The following is a 19126-nucleotide window of genomic DNA, read 5'->3' as shown; positions in this document are numbered from 1 at the left end:
CCTATAATCCTCCCAGCAGTATCAGCGGAACCCCGAAGCCCGCGGCAATGGCTCCTGCTGTCAGGACTGCGTCTATACAGCTGAACAGTCCGTTGATGGCATTGTTGTTAAGCATATCCCTGACAGAGTTCATCAGGGCCATTCCCGGTATGAGCAGCATGATTGTGCCTATCATGATTTTGTCCGGCAAAAGCCCCAATCCCGTCCATCCCCAGCCCATCCCAAGAAAGCCGAGGATGACGGAGCAGAACGCAATGTATACAAACCGCTGCAGTCTTCTGCCCGCCATGTGACGGTCCATCACAAACAGAAGGAAGCCTAATACCGCAGCGGCAGCCCCGTCCCTTAAACGCCCTCCGAAGAAGCAGGCAAAGGACGAGGCTGCCAGCATGTATCCAAACATGGTCTCCTGCCAGGGAACCGGATTTTTTTCCATGGACTCCTTAAATCTCCTGCTGATTTCCATAGCCGTCGGCCGCTCCCGGCAGATATAACGGGACAGGGCGTTAAGCGCCTCCAGCCTGGTCATATTGGTGCCTATGCCATATATCCTTCTGGAGTCCGTGTATAGCCTTCCCGTGTCCTCCCTGATTGTCACAAGGATCAGGGAACGGATTGCGAATATATCCGCCCTTCCCAGGCCATAGGCGCCGCACAGGCGGTATATGGTGTCCTCCACCCGGTGTATCTCGGCTCCTGCTTCAAGCATTGCCTGCCCTATGTCCACAAACAGGTCCAGATAACGGTTAACTTCCATCATCAGTCAACGGTAACGCCCAGGAACCGGCATAATTCCTGGATACAGGCATCTTTATTCTCCTGGGTAAGCTCCACACCGAACATGAAACGGAAAATGACTTCCATCTGTCCGGCCAGCATCTTAAGCCCGGGTACGGTCTTAAGGCCCCTTGCCTTGGCGGCTGCGATTACCGGAGTGTCCGCCGGGTTGATGATGACGTCAAATACCACGCAGTCCTGCGGAAGATAGTCCATGAATCCCAGGTATTCATGGGTCTTACCGTATCCCGCCATTCCCAGGGGCGTCACCTGGAGGAACAGCTTTGCTGTCCCGGCCGCCTTGTCAAGGTTCTCCGGCGTGGATGCCAGGGCCTTTGTCTCCATGGACGTATGGGTGTTCAGTATGTCGGCGATTTCCTGTGCCTTTTCAACGGTCCTGTTTAATATGGTAAGCTTCCTGATTCCGTGCTTTGACAGCTCCAGCCCGATTACGCCGCTGATGCTGCCGCTTCCCAACATCACCGCCTCTTTCCCCTCAAGCTGGGCGCCGCTGCTAAGGATGGCGTTCAGGGCGCCCTTACCGTCCATGCCCACGCCGTGGCTGGTGCCGTCCCCGTCAATGCGGATTGCATTGACGGACTGGAATATCCTGGAACTTTCATCCACATCATCCAACAGGGGGATGATATCCTTTTTGTGGGGCATGGTAGGGGAAATGTAGCGGATGCCCAGCATTTTACATGCCTCCATGAACTGGGGCAGCTTTCCCTTTTCCACTTCCACCGGAAGCATGATTGCGTTCATGTCCAGTTCCCCAAACAGTTTGTTGTATGCCCTGGGTGCATTGGTCTTGCCCATGGGGTCGCCTATATTTAACACAAGCTTTGTGTCCGTATTGAATTTAACATTTTCCAGATTCATGATACCCATTTCCCCCTTTATTTCCCGCTCTTGCCCAGATACACTTCAAGCAGCGCATCCTGGCTGGCGCCGTCGGAGGCATCCAGCTCTCCAGCTATCTTTCCGGTATTCAGCATGTAGGAGCGGTCGCTGACCTTTATTGCCATCCTGGCGTTCTGCTCCACCAGGAGGATTGTGATCCCTGTCTGTTTCAGCTTTTCAATGATGTTGAATACCTGCTCCACCACCAGCGGCGCAAGGCCCATGGATGGTTCATCTAACAAAAGGAGCCTGGGGTCCGACATCATGGCCCTTCCGATGGCCAGCATCTGCTGCTCGCCCCCGGACAGCGTCCCGCCCATCTGGCCTTTCCTCTCCGCAAGGCGCGGGAAAAACTCAAATACCTGGTCTAATATCCTCTGGTCCAGCGCTTTGTCCGCAGCCCTTGTGTAGGAGCCGATGGCAAGGTTTTCCATAACCGTGGCATCGGCGAATATCTTACGCCCCTCCGGTACGATGGAGATTCCCATGGGGATGATTTCATGGGATTTCTTTCCCACAAGCTCCCCGCCCTGGTACTTGATGGAGCCGCTTTCAATATGTACCATGCCGATGATGGATTTTAAAAGGGTTGACTTGCCTGCGCCGTTGGCTCCCAGCAGAGAAACCAGCTCTCCCCTGTCCACATGGATGTTTATGTCCTTGATGGCTTTAATCATCCCATAGCTGGAATGTAAGCCGGATATGTCTAAAACCGTTTCCCTCTGGCCCATTAAGAATCACTCCTTCCCAGGTACGCCTCGATTACTTCCTCATTGTTCTGAATCTCTTCCGGAACCCCGTGGGCAATCCTCGCGCCATAGTTTAACACCGTGATATCATCTGAAATGTTCATGATCAGGTCCATGTCATGTTCCACTATCAGGACGGATATACCAAAGTCATTGCGGATGCCCCGGATGGTCCTTATGAGTTCTTCCTTTTCCTGGGCATTCATACCTGCTGCCGGTTCATCCAACAGGAGGATCTTGGGCTGGGTGGCCATGGCCCTGGCGATTTCCAGCAGCCGCTGGTGTCCATAAGGCAGGCTGGAGGCCAGCTCATCCTTTAAATCCGCAATCTTTAAATACTCCAGAAGCTCCTCGCTCTTTTTACGGATATCCCTGTCCTCTTCCAGCATTTTCCTGCGGTTGTAGATGATGTTGAACAGTCCGGCCCGGCTCCGGCAGTGGAAACCTGTCATGACATTTTCCACTGCCGTCATTTTCTTGAACAGACGGATGTTCTGGTAGGTCCTGGCGATTCCCATGTCCACTATCTTATATGGGGCGCAGCCGCAGATGGAGCTGCCCTCAAAGAAGATATCGCCTTTGGTCACCTGGTATACGCCGGTAATGATATTGAATACCGTTGTCTTTCCTGCGCCGTTGGGACCGATCAAGGAACAGATCTGGTTTTTCTCTATCTTAAGGTCAACTTCAGAAACAGCTGTCAGGCCGCCGAATTGTTTTGTAACTCCCTTTAATTCCAATACTGCCACAATCCTCACCTGTCCTTTCCGTCGAATTTAGCCTGTGCATAGCCAATGAGTTTTTTCGCATAGGGCGTGATGCCGCCCGGATAGCGGATAATGACCGTCAGAAGGATGACCCCGTACACAACCATGCGCCAGTCTCCCAGGAAACGCAGGGCTTCTGGAAGGATATTCATGATAATGGCGCCAATCACAGGCCCGATGGTGGTTCCCATGCCTCCCATGATGGCTGTCCACAGGAACATGTTGGAATCGTTGCTGGTAAAGCTGTCAGGGCTTACATAGTGGATCATCATGGCGTACAGCACGCCTGCCACCGCGGAGTAGACCGCAGACAGCACGAATGCCCTGATTTTGAAGGTAGTGATATTGATTCCCGTAAGCTCGGCAACCTTGTCATCATCACGGATTGCCATGAACGCCCTTCCTGTCCTGGACTTCATCAGCCATTTCTGGTACATGATTCCGATGAACACGAAAAATGCAATCAGATAGTAATATTTGAACAGTGTATCAAATTTGAACCCAAACAGGTCCGGCGCCTTGATTCCCACCACCCCGGCCGGGCCATTGGTAAGGTCAATCCAGTTCACCAGCACCATCCTGACAATCTCGCCAAAGCCAATGGTCAGAAGGGCCAGATAGCTGCCCCGCACCTTAAGGGCCGGAATGGCAAGAACCACGCCGAACACGGCCGTCACCAGGATGGACGCGGGAAGCACCACGAAAAACGGGCAGCCCAGCTTTGTGTTCAGCAATGCCGTGGTATATGCGCCAATCCCATAAAAAGCCGCCTGCCCCAGGGACAGCTGTCCCGTGTACCCGGTCAGGATGTTCACCCCTGTACCAACAATGGCATAGATGCCTATCATATTGACAATCTGGATAATATATGCATTGGGAAGGAGGAAGGGCAGGATCAGGATTGCCGCCGTAACCACTGCAATTAAGGTAATTTTCTTTGTCTGCTTCATCACAATACCTCCCTACAGCTTCTGCTCGATGCGCTTGCCCAGAATCCCATTTGGCTTAAAATACAGGAACAGGAACAGCAGCACAAACGAGATGATATCCTTATAAGCAGCCGTGGCATACGTAGCCCCCAGCGCTTCCACAATCCCCAGTATGATTCCGCCAAGCATGGCCCCCACGATATTGCCGAACCCGCCCAGGATAGCAGCGGAAAATGCCTTCAGGCCAACCAGCGTACCCATGTCCACGCTTACATAGAAAATCGGTGAAAGAAGGATTCCGGCAATGGCTGCAAAGGCGGCGCTGATGCCGAATGTAACCAGCCTGCACCTATTCACATTGATGCCCATCATGGACGCGCCCTCGGAATCCGTGGCAGCCGCCCTCATCTGCTTACCGGTCTTGGTCTTATAAAAAAACAGCTGAAGCACCACCACAAGACATGCAGCCACACAGATAATCCCAATGTTCTGCGGCAGAAGCAGCAGCTGGCCCAGATTAATGGGATCCGTGCTGAACAGCGCCGGGAACACCTGAGGCTCAGCCCCCCAGATGACAATGGCCAGATTCTTCATGATGTAGGACACGCCCACCGTTGCAATCAGAAGATTGGTAAAAGAGCTGAACTCCAGCTTCCTGTAGATAAACCGCTCCAGGCAGCACCCGATGAACGCCGCCGCGATAATGGTCAGCACAATGGCCAGGGGGATGGGAATCCCCACCGTAATCAGGGTCAGGCAGATAAAAGCAGAAATCATAATCGTATCACCATGTGCAAAGTTCAGCATACCCAGTGATTTATATATCATGGTCACGCCAATGGCCAGCAAAGCATAGATGCTGCCATTGGTAAGACCGTTTAAAATCTGTTGAAAGACCATAGTATCCTCCTTACATTATGAGCACCCAGCATTATCCTTAACGCTTACGTGCAGTACAGTCATCCCCGCGGCTCCGTCTGTCATTAACACGCCGTCCTCAATCCATGGGCACAATGGTATGCCTGCCATCCACAATCTGCACAACCATCAGGTCCTTAATCATCTCGCCATTGGAAGCAAAGTTATAGACACCTGCGGCTCCCTCAAAATCCTTGGTTGCCAAGAGCGCATCCCTGACAGCCTGCCCATCCAGCGAACCGGCCCTCTTAACTGCATCCGCCAGAAGATAAACCGAGTCATAAGCCTGAGGCGCATTCTGATCATAGCTTTGCTGGTAAATCTCTTTATACTTCTTATCAAATGCCTGGACCTTCTCATCCGGGTTAGCCTCTGTAAAAGCAGTTGTAAAAATAAGCCCATTCACAGCATCCCCGCCCAGTTCAACCAGCTTAGGTGAATTAAATCCCGTACCGATAAGAGGCGCATCAATCCCGTTCTGTTTCGCCTGCTTACAGATCAGCGCCGCCTCCGTATAATACCCCCAGAGGATAATGGCATCCGGCTCAGCCTGTTTCATCTTAGTCAGGTGCACGGAAAAATCCTTCTCACCCGAATTATACATTTCATTGGCCACCACATCGATCCCATACTCCGGCGCCAGCTCCTGGATAATGCCAAAGGCGCCGGTACCGAAATCAGACGATTCATAAAGCACGGCCACTTTCTGTCCATTTAATTTTTCCTTAAAATACTTAAACAACGTCTTTATATGGGTTGTATCCGTAGCAGTCGTACGGAAGATAAACTCATTCCCCTGTTCCACAATACTCTGCGCGCTGGAGCACGGTGTAATCTGCGGTATCTTAGAAGCCGCCGTAATCTCCATATCAGCAATGGTACAGGAACTGTTCAGCGCGCCGATCAGCGCCGTTATCTTATTCTGGTTCACCAGCTTCTGCGTAACCGTAACAGACTTTGCCGGAACCCCCTCATCATCTTCCTTCACAAGTTCAATCATATACTTCCCGTCAATACCGCCGGCCTCATTAATCTCATTCACAGCCATCTCAACCGCATTGGCCTGCACCAGACCGCTGGCCGCCGCATTCCCCGTAAGAGGCCCCACGCACCCCAGCACGACCGTCTCTTTTCCATCCTTCCCCTTCGTACCCCCCTGGCACCCCGACATCGTCCCCATAACCATGGCCGCCACCGTCAAAACCGCTGCTATCTTCCAATATCTTCTCATAAAATAAACCCCTTCCCTATTTATACTCTTAACTAACAGCTCCAAAAAACCTCACATCCACCAAAAGCAGTCCCCCTACCCACTTCCCAGCAAAAACCACTAAACTCCACATCCCAGGCCTGCCAGCCCCTCATATTCACCAAACCATGGCATGGCCAATCTAAACCATTAAACTATGGTATGGCCTGCCAACCAATCTTAACCACTAAGCCATGGCACGGCCTGCCAATCAATCTCAACCATTAAGCTACGGTACGGCTGCCACTCCTTCCCACCCAGTAAGCTGTGGTCCGGCCTGCCAATACCGTAGCTGTGTCCCGGGCATCCTTCCTGAGAAGACCATCTTTACCCGCCGGCACTTAGACGCGGTCCTTCACGCGTCTTAGTACCGCTGCGCGTAAACCAAGCGCGAGCGGGTCTGAACAGGGAGGATGCCCGGGATGCAGCGGACCCTACAACGCCGCGATCTCCGCCGCCGCCTTCAAAAACGTATCAATATCCTCCACCCCATGACAATGAAGCGGTGACACGCGCACAATCCCTGCCAGGTCAAAGGGATGCAGCGAGCGGACGGAATAATAATTGGAATCGCTTCTGTCATAGACAATGACATCCCTCTTCACAAACTCCGTAACCGCATCCGGGCAGCTGATGTTATCAAAGGTCAATGGCATGATGAAATCCCTGTTTTCCAGTGACTCCCTGTCAAATTCAACCCTGGCATGAGGAATGTGGCGGATTCCCGGAACTTCCTCCGTTCCCTCCAAGGCCCTGTAAAGCAGCGCCCTCTCATGCATCTCAATGCGCTCCATACCTTCCACGTACAGCTCCCGTCTGTCCGTGCTGTCAATATAGTGGCTGCCAATCCAGCATACATGGTCCACGATAGCACTCACGCTGGCGTACATGGCTGGCGCAGGGCCGCCGATTTCCCACGGGTCACCCAGGTTGCCGAAGATTCCGGGATGGTCCAGGGCTGCCAGACGGTCGGATACATAGCCTGCGCCGAATCCCCTGCATCCGAAAATCTTGTATGCTGCGAAGTTGATTCCATCCAGCTGTAAATCCTGCACGTCCACCAGTCCGTGAGGCATGTGCTGTACCGCATCGGAAATTATGTATAAGTCCGGCTTGATGGCGCGGGCGCGGGTTACGATTTCCTTCATGTCCATCACTGCGCCTGTGTGGTTGGATGCATAGATGCACACCAGAAGGGCCGTGTCCTTATCCACCAGACGCTCAATCTCTTCCACGTCAATTCCGCCCGTCACCTTGTTGGGCTTTGCAATGCGCACCTCCATGCCTGCCTTTCTTCCATAGTACATAACAGAATCATATGCGGACGGATGGTCCAGGTCAGTTACAACCACATTAGTGCCTTTTATGTTCTCAAGGACGGTGCGTACCATCTCAAACATTACCTTAGATGAAGATTTCTCAGCAATTATCTGTCCGTACTTGGGGGCATTGAACATGATTCTCAAATCCCTGAAACCATTTAAGGTCAGCTGCCTCAATGCCTTTGCCCTTGGATGCTTCCTGGAATCACAGTCCGGGAAGGTATCCGCTTCCCCGTAAGCCTTGTTGACGGCCTTCAGTCTCAGGGAACCGCCTGCATTTTCAAAAAACAGCCTCTTACCTGCCTCCGGGTCTGAATCCACATTCCAGAATCTGTCCTTTATCTCTGCCTGAAGCTTCTCATCAAATAATAAACCGTGTGGGTAATCCTTAATATTCATCTCTGTGCTCCTCCTGGTTTGAGCTATATTTTATCTTCTTAATCAAACACTACCTTACCTTCATCGAAAATCACCTTGCCGTCCACTTCAATGGTCGGGTCCTTGAACATCATGTCGATGTGGAGCAGGCAGTCCTGGTTATCCGTCTCATTGTTGCCCAGCGCCACATGTACATAGCCCATGCAGCCCTCATCCTCCAGCATCCTTCCGCAGAGGCTTGCATCCGGGTTCAGTCCCACGCCGATTTCACCGATGCGGTAAATCCTGGGGTCGTAAATCTCCTTAAGGACCTTCTCAAACTTCCGGGCTTCCTCGCCGCCCTCGATTTTTGTTACAAAGCTGTTCTCAATATATAAGGTAATGGGTTCCTTCAAAAGCCCCATAGCCGGATGGGTGATGCTTCCGTCAATCACCACCTTGCCGTGGGCAGTGCCAGGGATGGCGCCGGTGGCACACTCGATATCCGGCGGTGAACAGGTCTGGCCTTTCTCATGGCTCATCCCGTACTGCGGGAATATCTTGTGTCCCTTGATGCTGCAGTAGTAGTCCGTTCCCAGGGCAGAAGTGATGTGTACCTGGTCTCCTCCTGCAAAACCTTTGGCAATCTGGTCCACGTATTTTTTGTTGGCCTCGAAGTCCGTGTAGAGGCCGCCTTTTTCCAACATTCCGAAGTCATAGTCACAACAGTTTAAATCGCGTGCACCTGCCTCGCACGCCCTCCTTCTTGCATAGCTGTGGGATAAAGAAAAGGTGGTTGCACGAAAGATGACGTCGGCTTTCAGCATAGCTGCAGCTACCAGATCCGTTGGCTCCTCTCCGTGCATTTTCCTGGGATTCATCAGAACCAGGGTGCGGTTGGGAAACCGTTCGGCGGCATCCCAGAGCGCCATTCCCATGTCCATGCTTTCCTCATCCGTCACAATCAGGATATTCTCATCCTCTTTGCAGTGGGAACACACGGTCAGCAGACGTTCGCATGCTTCATAGATTTTCTTTTCTCTCATTTTCTCTCCCTCTCTTAGAAAAAGTTTTTGCTCTTTTTGATGTTTATTATATTTAACCCTTATCCGGGATTAAGTATCAAAATATTTATTCGAATAAATATTGGATAAAATGAAAAGGAATACTTGGATTCCTCTTCATTTTTCATCTGCACGGGTGTTCTCAGGCGCTCTCCCTTATAATAAGCTTTACGCCTATATATTCATCTTCCACCTGCTGTCCCTCCACCAATGCAAGCATCTTATCCACATATGTCTTAGCCAGTCTCTCCTTTGACACATCCACCGTGGTAAGGGCCGGTGTGGTAAGGGGCGCTATCTGTGTATTATCGCATCCGATCACGGACAGGTCATCCGGCACGGAAATATCCAGCTTCTTCAGGTACTGCATGATCTGGGCCGCAAGATAGTCGTTCCCCACCACCAGGGCCGTGGGCTTCCCATCCTTCTCAGAGGACACCAGCATACGGAATACCTCCTCGCATATATCATCCACGGTCTGGGTCCTGGTACACACAAGCTCGGGCCTGACCGGAATGTTGCTGCGCCTTAAGGCCTCCACGTATGCCCTGACACGGAAGTCATCTCCCTCCACGCCCTTTGTCAGATACTTGACCGGGGGCACCATGCCGATGCAGGTATGGCCCTTCAGGATCAGATAATCCACCGACTTCCTGACCGCGTCATAGTAATCCGGTACAACGGTCACAATCCTGGGGTCCAGCGCCTCGTAATGCTTTGTCCTGTAAAGGATGATGGGTATGCCGTTCATGGCAATGGTGTTCAGCTGCTGGGCGTCAAACATATTGGTAGCCATGAAGATTCCTTCCGGCTGCCTGCTGATCAGCATATCCAGGAACTCCTTGGTGTTCCTGCTGTAATTAAGGGATATATAGTATCCATGCTCAAAAAGCCTGGTTTCCACTGCCTCAAAAAGTTCCGCCTGAATATTGTCGCAGACAAATATGAACTGGGCGGAGCGGCTGGTCCTGAGCCCCCTTGCCAGCTGGTTCGGTATGTAATTCAGCTCCCTGACAGCCTCTAATACCTTCTCCCTCTTTTCCTGGCTGACATAGTTGGAATTGTTCAGCACATACGATACAATGGTAGGAGAAACATTCGCAAGCCTAGCAACGTCTTCGCGGGTAACTGTTTTGCTCATGTTTTCTTCCTTTCTTTTATGTTTTATAAATACGTATAAATATCTTATGGTTTATATATATCACTTTTCAACTATGATGTCAATATATTTTAAATATTTTTTCAACATTATTGATATATTCGTATTGGTTTATCCTTATTTATTATGTAAATTATCCATATTTATATATTTACTGTATTTATTTCCTGTCCATGACATATTAAAAGCCACAGGCCCAACATCCCCCGGCCCGTGGCTCACACTTCATCAATCCAGCATTACGTTCACTTTCATATAATTACCCGGATTCTTCTCAATATCAATTATCGTCCCCGGAGTCCCATCCATATCCACAACCTTGGTGAGGATTTTCCTCACATCTACCTTCCCGGTGTAAATCAGGTCGATTGCCTCCTCAAACTCATTGGCGCTGGTGCGGGCGCCGCGGATGTCCACTTCCTTGCGGGTGATGGCATCGGTCGGCAGGGGCGTTTCCTTCTTCGGCCATCCGGTCAGGGTGATACGGCCCGCATGGGACACAATATCCAGGGTGGAGCGGACAGCGGCATTGGCGCCGGAGCACTCCATCACCAGCTCGGCCATGCGGCCTTCGGTGTATTCGGACACCTTTTTGGCCAGGTCCTGGGTAGCAGAGTTAATCGTATACCTGACTCCCAGTTCACGGGCAAATTCCAGCCTCCCGTCCACCACATCAATGACAATCGGCTCTGCGCCATAGGCCAGCGCCGCCATGGCTGCCAGCAGCCCGATGGGGCCTGCGCCGATAATGGCCACGTGCTCCCCTGCCGCCAGATTCCCTCTGTGGATTCCATGAAGGGCAATGGTCAGCGGCTCTGCCATGGGCGCGATATCCCAGGGCATGTCGTCCGGCAGTTTCCACAGCATATCGGCCGGATGGGTCATGTACTCAGCCATCCCGCCTTCCACATGCACGCCTAATACCTTAAGGTCCGTACAGCAGTTGGTTCGGCCGATGGAACATGGGTAGCATTTACCACAGTAGAGATAAGGATCCACGATGACGCGGTCGCCAGCTTTAATCCCCCTGGCATTATCTTCCGGTATGGACAGCACCTCACCCACAATCTCATGACCGATTATCCTTGGAAATGACACCAGTGGGTTAGTCCCCCTGAATGCCCCGATATCGCTGCCGCAGATGCCTGCTGCCCTTACCTTAATCAGCGCCTGGCCTTCTTTTGGCTCTGGTTTTTCTATATCAATGCACTGAACCTTCCATGGTTCCTCAAACTTAATCGCCTTCACGGTTTCTTTCCTCCTATTAACTAAATGCTTTCGGTTCTGGGCGTCCGGGGATTTGATACTGCATGGATTACAGCGACGCCCGGGTCACAGCACTGCATGGATTACAGTACTGCGTGGATTACAGCGACGCCCATCCATATCATCAGCCCCCCAGATACGCCTTCTTAATATCATCCGAATCCATCAGTATCTTGCTGTCCCCGCTGGCAACCAGGTTGCCAACCTCCAGGACATAGGTCCTGTTGGAAATGGACATGGCCATGAATGCGTTCTGCTCCACGATTGCAATGGGTATGTTCCTTACTTTATTGACACGCACGATGACGTCGAACATATCGTCCACGATAACGGGCGCCAGTCCCAGGCTTGGCTCATCCAGCATAAGCAGTTCAGGGTCTGACATCAGTCCCCTTGCAATGGCTAACATCTGCTGTTCGCCCCCTGACATGGAACCTGCTTTCTGCTTTGCACGTTCTTTCAGCCTTGGGAAGATTTCGTACTGCTCTTCCAGGTGACGGTCCATGTCGGCCTTGGACATTTTCACGGAGTAAGCGCCCATCTCCAGGTTCTCCTGCACGGTCATGTTGGGGAATATCTCGCGCCCCTCAGGCACGTACACGATCTTATGTCCCACTACCTTGTGGGAGGGCAGGCCGCTGATGACCTGTCCGTTGTATTCAATGGTTCCCTTCCTGGGCTTGTTGATGCCCATGATGGACTTCATGAGGGTTGTCTTGCCTGCTCCGTTGGCTCCGATGATGGAGACAATCTCGTTGTCCCCCACTTCGATGGATACGTCGAACAAAGCCTGGACCTTGCCATAATATACGTCAATTCCATTTACCTTAAGCATGTGCAGCCCCCCTTGCCATGTTCTGCTTATAACGGTCGCCCAGGTAAGCCTTGATGACCACCGGATCCTGCTGGATTTCCTCCGGCGTTCCCTCGGCAATCTTGGCGCCGAAGCTGATGACCGTGATATAGTCGCTGATGTTCATGATGACATCCATGTTGTGTTCAATAAGGAAAATGTCAATGCCGGAATCAAATACCTTCAGCATGATATTGACGAATTCCACACGTTCTGACGGGTTCAGTCCTGCCGCCGGCTCATCCAGGAACAGAAGCTTTGGGTCTGACATCAGGGATCGGGCCAGTTCGGTCAGCTTCTGCTTTCCGTAAGGCATGTTGGCCGGGTATTCATTGGCCAGGTCCTTAAGTCCGATGAATTCCAGGATGGAATCAGCCTTTTCATGAATCAGCTTTTCCTCCCTTGCAGCCGCCCCGAAGTTGAACATGAACGGGAAGAAGCCCTGCTTCATATCCATCATGCTGCCCATCATCAGGTTCTCCTTCACGGTCATGGAACGGTACAGCTTCAGGTTCTGGAAGGTACGGCTGCAGCGGGTCTGGGCAATCTGGTGTGCGCTCATGCCGCTGATTTTGGTGCCCTCATGGTAAATCTCACCTTCGGTCAATGGAAGGAGTCCTGTAATCATATTGATGGCCGTGGACTTGCCGGCGCCGTTAGGCCCGATCAGGGCGTGGATGGTACGCTCCTTCATGTCAAGGGACAGGTCATTGACCGCAACCAGTCCTGAGAAACGTTTTGTGACATTTTTTAGGGTCAGTACGGATTTTCCTTCTCTGTTATCAGACATTTGCCTGTCCTCCTTTCACTGCTTTATCCGCTGACTTCTTAATCCTGAACAGGGAGACAATCCCGTTTGGCAGGAAAATGACGAACAGCAGGGTGATGATGGAGAATACCAGCCAGTAATAATTCTCCATGAACCGTAAGAACTCAGGTACCAGGGTCACCAGGATTGCGCCCAGTACATTGCCGGGCACGGAACCGATGCCGCCGATAACCAGCATGACTACATAGTTAATTGAAAATTCCAGGTTGTAGGCGCTTGGGTTGATGAAGCCTACATAGTGTGAATACAGGCTGCCTGCGATGGTTGCATAGATGGCTGCCAGGGTAAATGCCATGATCTTGATGTTGGCAATGTTGACGCCGCCCGCCTCAACCGCATCCGGATTATCCTTGACAGCAAGGAAGGAACGCCCCCACTTGGAATTGACAATCCGGTACGCATTGAATATGAGCAGAACCGCAATGACCAGGTAAAGGTAATAAATCTCCTTGTTGCTCTGGAACTTGAAGCCGAAGATGGAGAAGGTGGGAATGCCTGTGACGCCCAGCGCCCCTCCTGTAAGTCCGGTCAGGTTGGTCATCAGGATCCTTACAATCTCGGAAAACCCGATGGTGGTCAGCGCCAGGTATACGCCGGATACGCGCAGGGAAGGATATCCAAGGCCCATGCCGATGAGGCATCCCATGCCCACAGCCGCAACCAGGCAGATCCAGGGATTCAGCCCCAGTTTGGTAGCCAGCAGAGAGGATGTGTAAGCGCCCATGGAGAAGATTCCCGCGGTTCCAAGGTTCATCTGGCCGGTCAGGCCTGTGATGAAATTCAGGCCCACCACGATGATGATGTTGATAAGCACCTGTATCATCAGGTTCAGATGGTAGTTATTAGTTATGAACATAGGGAGAACCGCTGCCAGAGCAATCGCCGCCAATGCAATTATCATTGCTGATTTATTCTTTTTCATCGCTCTCCTCCTTATCTCCTGTTTCCTAAGATTCCTGAAGGTTTAATCAGCAGGAAGATGATCAGCAGCACAAAGGACAGGCAGTCCTTATAGACAGAAGGGATGATCATGCTTCCGAAGATTTCCACAACCCCCAGGAGTATGCCTCCCACAATCGCGCCCGGAAGATATCCGAACCCGCCGATTACACCGGATGCAAAGCCTTTCAGGCCAATCATGGATGACATCTGCAGCTCTACGTTGAAAATCGGTATGACCAGGACACCGATGGTTGCGCAGATAAGGGCTGACAGGCCAACCGTAAACGCAATGTTCATGGGAACGTTGATGCCCATCAGGGATGCGGCTGTCTTGTTCTCAGACACACAGCGCATGGCCTTCCCCATCTTGGTGGTCTTAAAGAAGATCTGAAGGCCTGCCGTTATGATGGAACATACAACGATGATTACAATGTGTGCCTTGGACACTACGATGGGGCCCAGATGAAAAGAGCCCCTAAGGAAGTTGTCCAGGGTAAATGGCAGCGGTCCCCAGATTAAACGTACGCATTCCGTGATGATCCTGCCAAGTATGACGGTTCCGATTACAGCAAATAAATTCGTTGATAGTTTGCTCAGGGGGTTGAATATGGCAAATGCGCTTACCATACCAAGCAGGAACATGGTAAGGACCGTGCACAGGATTGCCAGTACCGGCGGGAGCCCTAAGCTCAATACATAGGAGCCTGCGAACATATAGGCGCCAAACAGAATAAATTTATCATGGCTGAAATTAAGGAGCCCGGTTGAATTCCATATAAGTGTGTACTCAATACCTACCAGGGCATAGATGAAGCCCATGGCAACACCGGTAATAAGCAGCTGTACAAATACCTGCATATGTAAACCTCCTTGTGATTACCCATTAATCAAGGGATATCTGCTGTGTTACGTTCATATTCTTATCGCCGTCAAATTCCAGGATGTACAGGTTGGTGTTCATCTCACCCTGTGCATTGCAGTTCAGCTTACCGAATACGGCGTCGAAATCTTTTGTCTCAGACAATGCCTTCCTGATATCCTCAGGCTTGTCGGAACCAGCCCTGTCAATGGCGTCTGCTGCAAGATAGGCTGCCGTATAGTACATGGCTGCATACCTCTCCACATCCTCGCCCCAGCGTGCATGGAAAGCATCCAGGAACTTCTTCATGGCTGCGTTGGATTCGTCTGCATAGAAGTCAGTGGATGCATAGGTGCCTTCCAGCTGCTTTGCATCACACAGGTCATAGGTCTGGGACTGTGCAAGTGCGTTTGGTCCAACGTGAGGGATATCGCCCATGCCAAGCTCGTCTAACTGGCGTACAATCAGGGCAGCCTCTGCGTCATGTGAGAAATCGAATACAACATCCGGTCCCCATCCCTTAATCTTGGAAAGCTGGGAGGTCAGGTCCTTGTCGCCGGAGGTAAAGCCTTCTGAATAATACTCAATGCCGTTGTCAGCACAGTACTGCTTGGTTGCCCCGTCAGCGGCCACGCCATAGTCGTCCGTATCATACAGGGCGCCAATCTTCTTTGCCCCGAACTTGTCCTTTGCAAACTCTACCATAGCCGGTCCGACTGCTCCGTCGGATACGGAAATACGGAAGAAGTATGGGTTCTCAGCTTCCAGAAGCTTAGGTGATGTGGCTGCTGTGATGAAAGGAACACCAGCCTTCCTGTAAAGTTCCTGGGTTGCGGATGCCATTGGGGAAGTGTGCGGTCCAATGGAAACAGATACGTTCTCGCCCAGGATCTTGTTAACCGCGTTAACGGCTCCGGTGGGGGTTCCTGTATCATCTACCAATACCATCTCAAGGGGTCTCCCGCCCAGTACCCCGCCGTTTGCATTAATCTCTTCAAACGCCATTGTAATGGCCTGTTTCATACGGATGCCGCCGGCTGCCATGGGGCCTGTTACCATGTTGGAGACGCCTACCTTAATCGGCTCTCCGGTTGCAGTGGACTGCGCTGCCTGTCCTGCCTCTGTCCCGGACTCCCCTGCGGCCGGAGCTGCCGTTGTCTGCTTGCCCGGGGAACCGCTGCATCCTGCCAGTGATGTTGCCACCATACATGCCGCCAGTGTCACGCCTAAGATTTTTTTCATGTTTTTCTTCATGTTTTAATCCTCCTCTTCTTATCTTTATACCTTCTTAATGCTATTATTAAGAATCTTAACGATATATTAACATGGATGTAATATATCTTAATGCAGTTAATATACTACCAAGGAGTTACAATTGCAATAATAAATATTTTTTTAACGATACTTTTGTTACATTTAACATTTATTTTAAATAATTTTTGTGCATTTTAACCGTTAAGGTTTGTTAACACCCTATTGACATGCCGTATTATTGTATATCACAGTCTTCTGTCTCACTTGACAGATTGATGACAAAGACGATATACTAAGATAAGTAAAATTTAACAGATATATAACTTAATATATTACTCAAATCGTGGTATTAATATATATATACTGCCAAAGGAGACCTGAATATGGAAAATTTCACTCAGAAGCCCGGGGAAACTGCCCGGGAATACGCACAGAGGTACCTCTTGTACCAGATTATCAACCTTAATTTTGAACCGGGACAGAAGATTTCAGATGTGGAGATATCAAAAGAACTGAATATCAGCAGGACACCGGTCCGGGAGGCCATCCTCTCCCTTACCAACGGGCAGCTGATTGAAAGCTATCCCCAGCGCGGGATTTTTGTGTCCTTGATTAATTCGGAGATTGTGGAACAGGTATGTACCATGCGTAAGATGATTGAAGGCCCTTTGGCAGAGATGAGCTGCGCCCTTGTTACCCAGAGCAACCTGGACAACCTCTATGACACCATCACCCTCCAGAAAGACTATGCTTCTGGCGGACCCAGGGAAAACTTTGAGAAATTCCTCTCCCTGGACATTGCGTTCCACAAAGAATTTTACGATATATGCGGCATGTCCTTCATCTATGATACCATGCAGAATGTAATGCCCCACTTCGACCGCCAGAGAAAGCTCAGCTACCACATCGCCATCTCCGACCGTGTCATCAACGAACACCTGGCCATCTGCAGGGCGCTGGAGAATAAGGACCCGGCGGCAGCCGGCAGGGCCATGGTGGAACATATATCCACCGCCCTTGTTGACCAGGGGATTTTGAAAAAGAAGTTCCCGGATTATTTCCTGTAGATTAACAGATGTCTTAAATGCGAAGATGCAAAAAAGCTTCCCAGTATATGTGCCGGCGTGGTACCAAGGATGGTGCCACGCCGGCATATATGTTTTGGGAAGCTTTTATGTTGATGGCTTTGAGTATTATTTACTTTGAGTATTGTTTGCTTTGAGTATTGGCCGATTAATATATTTATATCAATATAATATATTATGTTTCAGTACTTTCCGGTATATCCTTTGTCACAATCACATCCGTATCGTAACCAAGAAGTTTATGGATGACCACGGTTCCTGATGCAACCGGAGCAGTCAGGGTGCATTTCCTGATTTCAGCCATGGCATCGAATATGCGCCCTTTAGGGATTGGCGCTGTCAGGCGCACACTGGCCAGGGGAAGGATTCCTCCTTTTACAAGGACGGAGGTGGCAATATTCCTCTGGGGGTCTTTTAACTCCTGTTCCACATAGGCGTTGCCTTTCTTGCAGGTTGCGCCTTCAATGGAACGTATTTCCACTGCGCCGCCCTCTTTTTCTTCTATTTCAGCCTTGATTTCGCACCCATTCGGGCAGATGATACATGTAAATTCCCTCATCATTCCACACACACCTCCAGATTTCCGGATGTTTTCAGCTGCTCCGGCTTGATTTCCATCTGTATCATCTCTGCCGGTATGGCCTTTTTCATCTTCTTTGCAGCAATCTCCACGCCGTCCTGGCGCACAACAATACGGCAGTCCTTCATTGGACGGTTTACACGCATGGACAGCTTGAATCCCCGTGTGCCGCTAATCCGCTGTGGAACGGTATGGTTTATGTTCCTGTCCGTCTTAATCTCAACCGGACAGTCGGGGAGGCCCCCGTCCCGGATGTATTCCGCCGCCGAATCAGCCAGGTTCTCGGCTTCCATGGATACAAAGTCCACTAAATCGTGGACATGAAGCACATTGCCCGCAGCAAAGATGCCCGGCACATTGGTCTGGAAATATTCATCCACCACAGCGCCCTTTGTCCTGCCGTCCAGGGCAACGCCTGCATCCAGGGAAAGTTCATTTTCCGGTATCAGGCCCACTGAGAGGATTAACGTATCACAGCTGTATTCCTTTTCCGTGCCCGGAATGGGTTTAAAATGCTCATCCACCTGGGAAATGGTCACGCCCGTAAGGCGCTTATCGCCATGGATTGCAGTCACCGTATGGCTCAGATACAGCGGGATGCCATAGTCATTAAGGCACTGTTCAATGTTGCGCGGAAGGCCGCTGGGATATGGCTGGATTTCAAATACAGCCTGTACATGGGCGCCTTCCAGGGTCAGCCGCCTGGCCATGATCATCCCGATATCGCCGGATCCCAGGATTACCACTTCCCTGGCGGGCATGATGTTATAGAGATTAATGTATGCCTGGGCAACACCTGCCGTGAACACCCCGGTGGGACGCTCTCCCGGAATCCCCAGCGCCCCCCTTGTCCTCTCCCGGCAGCCCATGGTAAGGATCACCGATTTGGCCTGCCACTGCCTTAAGCCGTCACGGGTGGCGGCTGTTACCAGCTTTGTGTCCGTCACTTCCAGCACGGCAGCGTCCGTGATATATGGAATCTTAAGTTCCTCCACCTCATCGATAAACCGTTTGGCATACTCAGGCCCGCTGAGCGTGGTGCCGAAGCGGGTCAGCCCAAAGCCATCGTGGATACACTGGCGCAGGATTCCGCCCAGCTGTTTTTCGCGCTCCACAATCAGGATATTGCGGATTCCTTTATGATATAATTCCACTGCGGCCGCCAGCCCCGCCGGGCCGCCTCCTACAATAAGTACGTCAACGGCTTCTGTCCTGATTCCGTCCATCTGGCTGCCTGTCTCTGTATCTATCCGGGTGCCTTTCC

19 protein-coding genes are annotated in these 19126 nt (G+C 51.1%); 1 reads left to right on the top strand and 18 read right to left on the bottom strand.

The annotated features are described in order from the left end of the window. Position 1 precedes the first annotated feature (1 nt). From MCJ35_RS29090 to MCJ35_RS29015, 16 genes are all read right to left on the bottom strand, one after another. A complete protein-coding gene (locus MCJ35_RS29090) occupies positions 2 to 760 on the bottom strand; it encodes a threonine/serine exporter family protein (RefSeq protein ID WP_051400598.1) in 759 nt (252 codons plus the stop codon). After that, the gene (locus tag MCJ35_RS29085; protein ID WP_025483993.1) at positions 760 to 1659 is read right to left on the bottom strand and encodes a shikimate dehydrogenase family protein; all 900 of its coding nucleotides are present in this window, start codon (positions 1657 to 1659) and stop codon (positions 760 to 762) included. The genes MCJ35_RS29090 and MCJ35_RS29085 overlap by 1 nt, the downstream gene beginning before the upstream one ends. Before the next feature lie 17 nt (positions 1660 to 1676). After that, positions 1677 to 2411 (bottom strand): ABC transporter ATP-binding protein, encoded by a 735-nt coding sequence (locus MCJ35_RS29080; RefSeq protein ID WP_025483994.1) that lies wholly within the window; start codon positions 2409 to 2411, stop codon positions 1677 to 1679. Continuing rightward, complete coding sequence (locus MCJ35_RS29075) at positions 2411 to 3178, bottom strand: ABC transporter ATP-binding protein (RefSeq protein WP_025483995.1); 768 nt, start codon at positions 3176 to 3178, stop codon at positions 2411 to 2413. Before MCJ35_RS29075 ends, MCJ35_RS29080 begins: the two co-directional genes overlap by 1 nt. Before the next feature lie 5 nt (positions 3179 to 3183). After that, positions 3184 to 4146: a branched-chain amino acid ABC transporter permease gene (locus MCJ35_RS29070; RefSeq protein WP_025483996.1), complete on the bottom strand. Its 963-nt coding sequence runs from the start codon at positions 4144 to 4146 to the stop codon at positions 3184 to 3186. Between the two features lie 12 nt (positions 4147 to 4158). After that, positions 4159 to 5025 (bottom strand): branched-chain amino acid ABC transporter permease, encoded by an 867-nt coding sequence (locus MCJ35_RS29065; RefSeq protein WP_025483997.1) that lies wholly within the window; start codon positions 5023 to 5025, stop codon positions 4159 to 4161. A 97-nt stretch (positions 5026 to 5122) separates the two neighbouring features. Then, the gene (locus MCJ35_RS29060) at positions 5123 to 6274 is read right to left on the bottom strand and encodes an ABC transporter substrate-binding protein (RefSeq protein ID WP_025483998.1); all 1152 of its coding nucleotides are present in this window, start codon (positions 6272 to 6274) and stop codon (positions 5123 to 5125) included. Positions 6275 to 6726: 452 nt separating this feature from the next. Next, a complete protein-coding gene (locus MCJ35_RS29055; RefSeq protein ID WP_025483999.1) occupies positions 6727 to 8013 on the bottom strand; it encodes an aminotransferase class V-fold PLP-dependent enzyme in 1287 nt (428 codons plus the stop codon). Between the two features lie 38 nt (positions 8014 to 8051). Further along, positions 8052 to 9017 carry an aminopeptidase gene (locus tag MCJ35_RS29050; RefSeq protein WP_025484001.1) on the bottom strand — a complete coding sequence of 322 codons (966 nt, stop codon included), beginning with the start codon at positions 9015 to 9017 and terminating at the stop codon, positions 8052 to 8054. Positions 9018 to 9177: 160 nt separating this feature from the next. After that, positions 9178 to 10176 carry a LacI family DNA-binding transcriptional regulator gene (locus MCJ35_RS29045; protein ID WP_025484002.1) on the bottom strand — a complete coding sequence of 333 codons (999 nt, stop codon included), beginning with the start codon at positions 10174 to 10176 and terminating at the stop codon, positions 9178 to 9180. A 246-nt stretch (positions 10177 to 10422) separates the two neighbouring features. After that, a complete protein-coding gene (locus MCJ35_RS29040) occupies positions 10423 to 11442 on the bottom strand; it encodes a zinc-binding alcohol dehydrogenase family protein (protein WP_025484003.1) in 1020 nt (339 codons plus the stop codon). 142 nt (positions 11443 to 11584) lie between these two features. Next, the gene (locus tag MCJ35_RS29035) at positions 11585 to 12295 is read right to left on the bottom strand and encodes an ABC transporter ATP-binding protein (protein WP_008724665.1); all 711 of its coding nucleotides are present in this window, start codon (positions 12293 to 12295) and stop codon (positions 11585 to 11587) included. Further along, a complete protein-coding gene (locus MCJ35_RS29030) occupies positions 12288 to 13103 on the bottom strand; it encodes an ABC transporter ATP-binding protein (RefSeq protein WP_025484004.1) in 816 nt (271 codons plus the stop codon). The genes MCJ35_RS29035 and MCJ35_RS29030 overlap by 8 nt, the downstream gene beginning before the upstream one ends. After that, positions 13096 to 14064 carry a branched-chain amino acid ABC transporter permease gene (locus MCJ35_RS29025; protein ID WP_008724663.1) on the bottom strand — a complete coding sequence of 323 codons (969 nt, stop codon included), beginning with the start codon at positions 14062 to 14064 and terminating at the stop codon, positions 13096 to 13098. The genes MCJ35_RS29030 and MCJ35_RS29025 overlap by 8 nt, the downstream gene beginning before the upstream one ends. An 11-nt stretch (positions 14065 to 14075) precedes the next feature. Beyond that, positions 14076 to 14942, bottom strand: a complete 867-nt coding sequence (locus MCJ35_RS29020) for a branched-chain amino acid ABC transporter permease (protein ID WP_008724661.1) — start codon at positions 14940 to 14942, stop codon at positions 14076 to 14078. Positions 14943 to 14967: 25 nt separating this feature from the next. Further along, positions 14968 to 16197: an ABC transporter substrate-binding protein gene (locus MCJ35_RS29015; RefSeq protein WP_025484006.1), complete on the bottom strand. Its 1230-nt coding sequence runs from the start codon at positions 16195 to 16197 to the stop codon at positions 14968 to 14970. Between the two features lie 383 nt (positions 16198 to 16580). Between MCJ35_RS29015 and MCJ35_RS29010 the strand changes: the two genes are divergently transcribed. Beyond that, positions 16581 to 17264, top strand: coding sequence for a GntR family transcriptional regulator (locus tag MCJ35_RS29010; protein WP_025484007.1), 684 nt, complete (start codon positions 16581 to 16583; stop codon positions 17262 to 17264). A 193-nt stretch (positions 17265 to 17457) separates the two neighbouring features. On the opposite strand, the gene MCJ35_RS29005 is transcribed toward MCJ35_RS29010, so the two are convergent. Both MCJ35_RS29005 and MCJ35_RS29000 read right to left on the bottom strand, forming a co-directional pair. Then, a complete protein-coding gene (locus MCJ35_RS29005) occupies positions 17458 to 17844 on the bottom strand; it encodes a DUF1667 domain-containing protein (RefSeq protein WP_025484008.1) in 387 nt (128 codons plus the stop codon). Further along, entirely contained in the window at positions 17841 to 19088 is a 1248-nt protein-coding gene (locus tag MCJ35_RS29000) for an NAD(P)/FAD-dependent oxidoreductase (protein ID WP_008724652.1), read from the bottom strand. The genes MCJ35_RS29005 and MCJ35_RS29000 overlap by 4 nt, the downstream gene beginning before the upstream one ends. Positions 19089 to 19126 lie beyond the last annotated feature (38 nt).

It is taken from the genome of Enterocloster sp. OA13 (assembly GCF_022440595.1).
Lineage (GTDB): Bacteria > Bacillota > Clostridia > Lachnospirales > Lachnospiraceae > Enterocloster > Enterocloster hominis.
This window is presented reverse-complemented; position numbering and strand designations above follow the sequence as displayed.

Bases quoted from the DNA above. Each gene is read 5' to 3' on its own strand.
- MCJ35_RS29090 (WP_051400598.1), bottom strand. From the start codon at position 760: ATGATGGAAGTTAACCGTTATCTGGACCTGTTTGTGGACATAGGGCAG.
- MCJ35_RS29085 (WP_025483993.1), bottom strand. From the start codon at position 1,659: ATGAATCTGGAAAATGTTAAATTCAATACGGACACAAAGCTTGTGTTA.
- MCJ35_RS29080 (WP_025483994.1), bottom strand. From the start codon at position 2,411: ATGGGCCAGAGGGAAACGGTTTTAGACATATCCGGCTTACATTCCAGC.
- MCJ35_RS29070 (WP_025483996.1), bottom strand. From the start codon at position 4,146: ATGAAGCAGACAAAGAAAATTACCTTAATTGCAGTGGTTACGGCGGCA.
- MCJ35_RS29065 (WP_025483997.1), bottom strand. From the start codon at position 5,025: ATGGTCTTTCAACAGATTTTAAACGGTCTTACCAATGGCAGCATCTAT.
- MCJ35_RS29060 (WP_025483998.1), bottom strand. From the start codon at position 6,274: ATGAGAAGATATTGGAAGATAGCAGCGGTTTTGACGGTGGCGGCCATG.
- MCJ35_RS29055 (WP_025483999.1), bottom strand. From the start codon at position 8,013: ATGAATATTAAGGATTACCCACACGGTTTATTATTTGATGAGAAGCTT.
- MCJ35_RS29050 (WP_025484001.1), bottom strand. From the start codon at position 9,017: ATGAGAGAAAAGAAAATCTATGAAGCATGCGAACGTCTGCTGACCGTG.
- MCJ35_RS29045 (WP_025484002.1), bottom strand. From the start codon at position 10,176: ATGAGCAAAACAGTTACCCGCGAAGACGTTGCTAGGCTTGCGAATGTT.
- MCJ35_RS29035 (WP_008724665.1), bottom strand. From the start codon at position 12,295: ATGCTTAAGGTAAATGGAATTGACGTATATTATGGCAAGGTCCAGGCT.
- MCJ35_RS29030 (WP_025484004.1), bottom strand. From the start codon at position 13,103: ATGTCTGATAACAGAGAAGGAAAATCCGTACTGACCCTAAAAAATGTC.
- MCJ35_RS29025 (WP_008724663.1), bottom strand. From the start codon at position 14,064: ATGAAAAAGAATAAATCAGCAATGATAATTGCATTGGCGGCGATTGCT.
- MCJ35_RS29020 (WP_008724661.1), bottom strand. From the start codon at position 14,942: ATGCAGGTATTTGTACAGCTGCTTATTACCGGTGTTGCCATGGGCTTC.
- MCJ35_RS29015 (WP_025484006.1), bottom strand. From the start codon at position 16,197: ATGAAGAAAAACATGAAAAAAATCTTAGGCGTGACACTGGCGGCATGT.
- MCJ35_RS29010 (WP_025484007.1), top strand. From the start codon at position 16,581: ATGGAAAATTTCACTCAGAAGCCCGGGGAAACTGCCCGGGAATACGCA.
- MCJ35_RS29005 (WP_025484008.1), bottom strand. From the start codon at position 17,844: ATGATGAGGGAATTTACATGTATCATCTGCCCGAATGGGTGCGAAATC.
- MCJ35_RS29000 (WP_008724652.1), bottom strand. From the start codon at position 19,088: ATGGACGGAATCAGGACAGAAGCCGTTGACGTACTTATTGTAGGAGGC.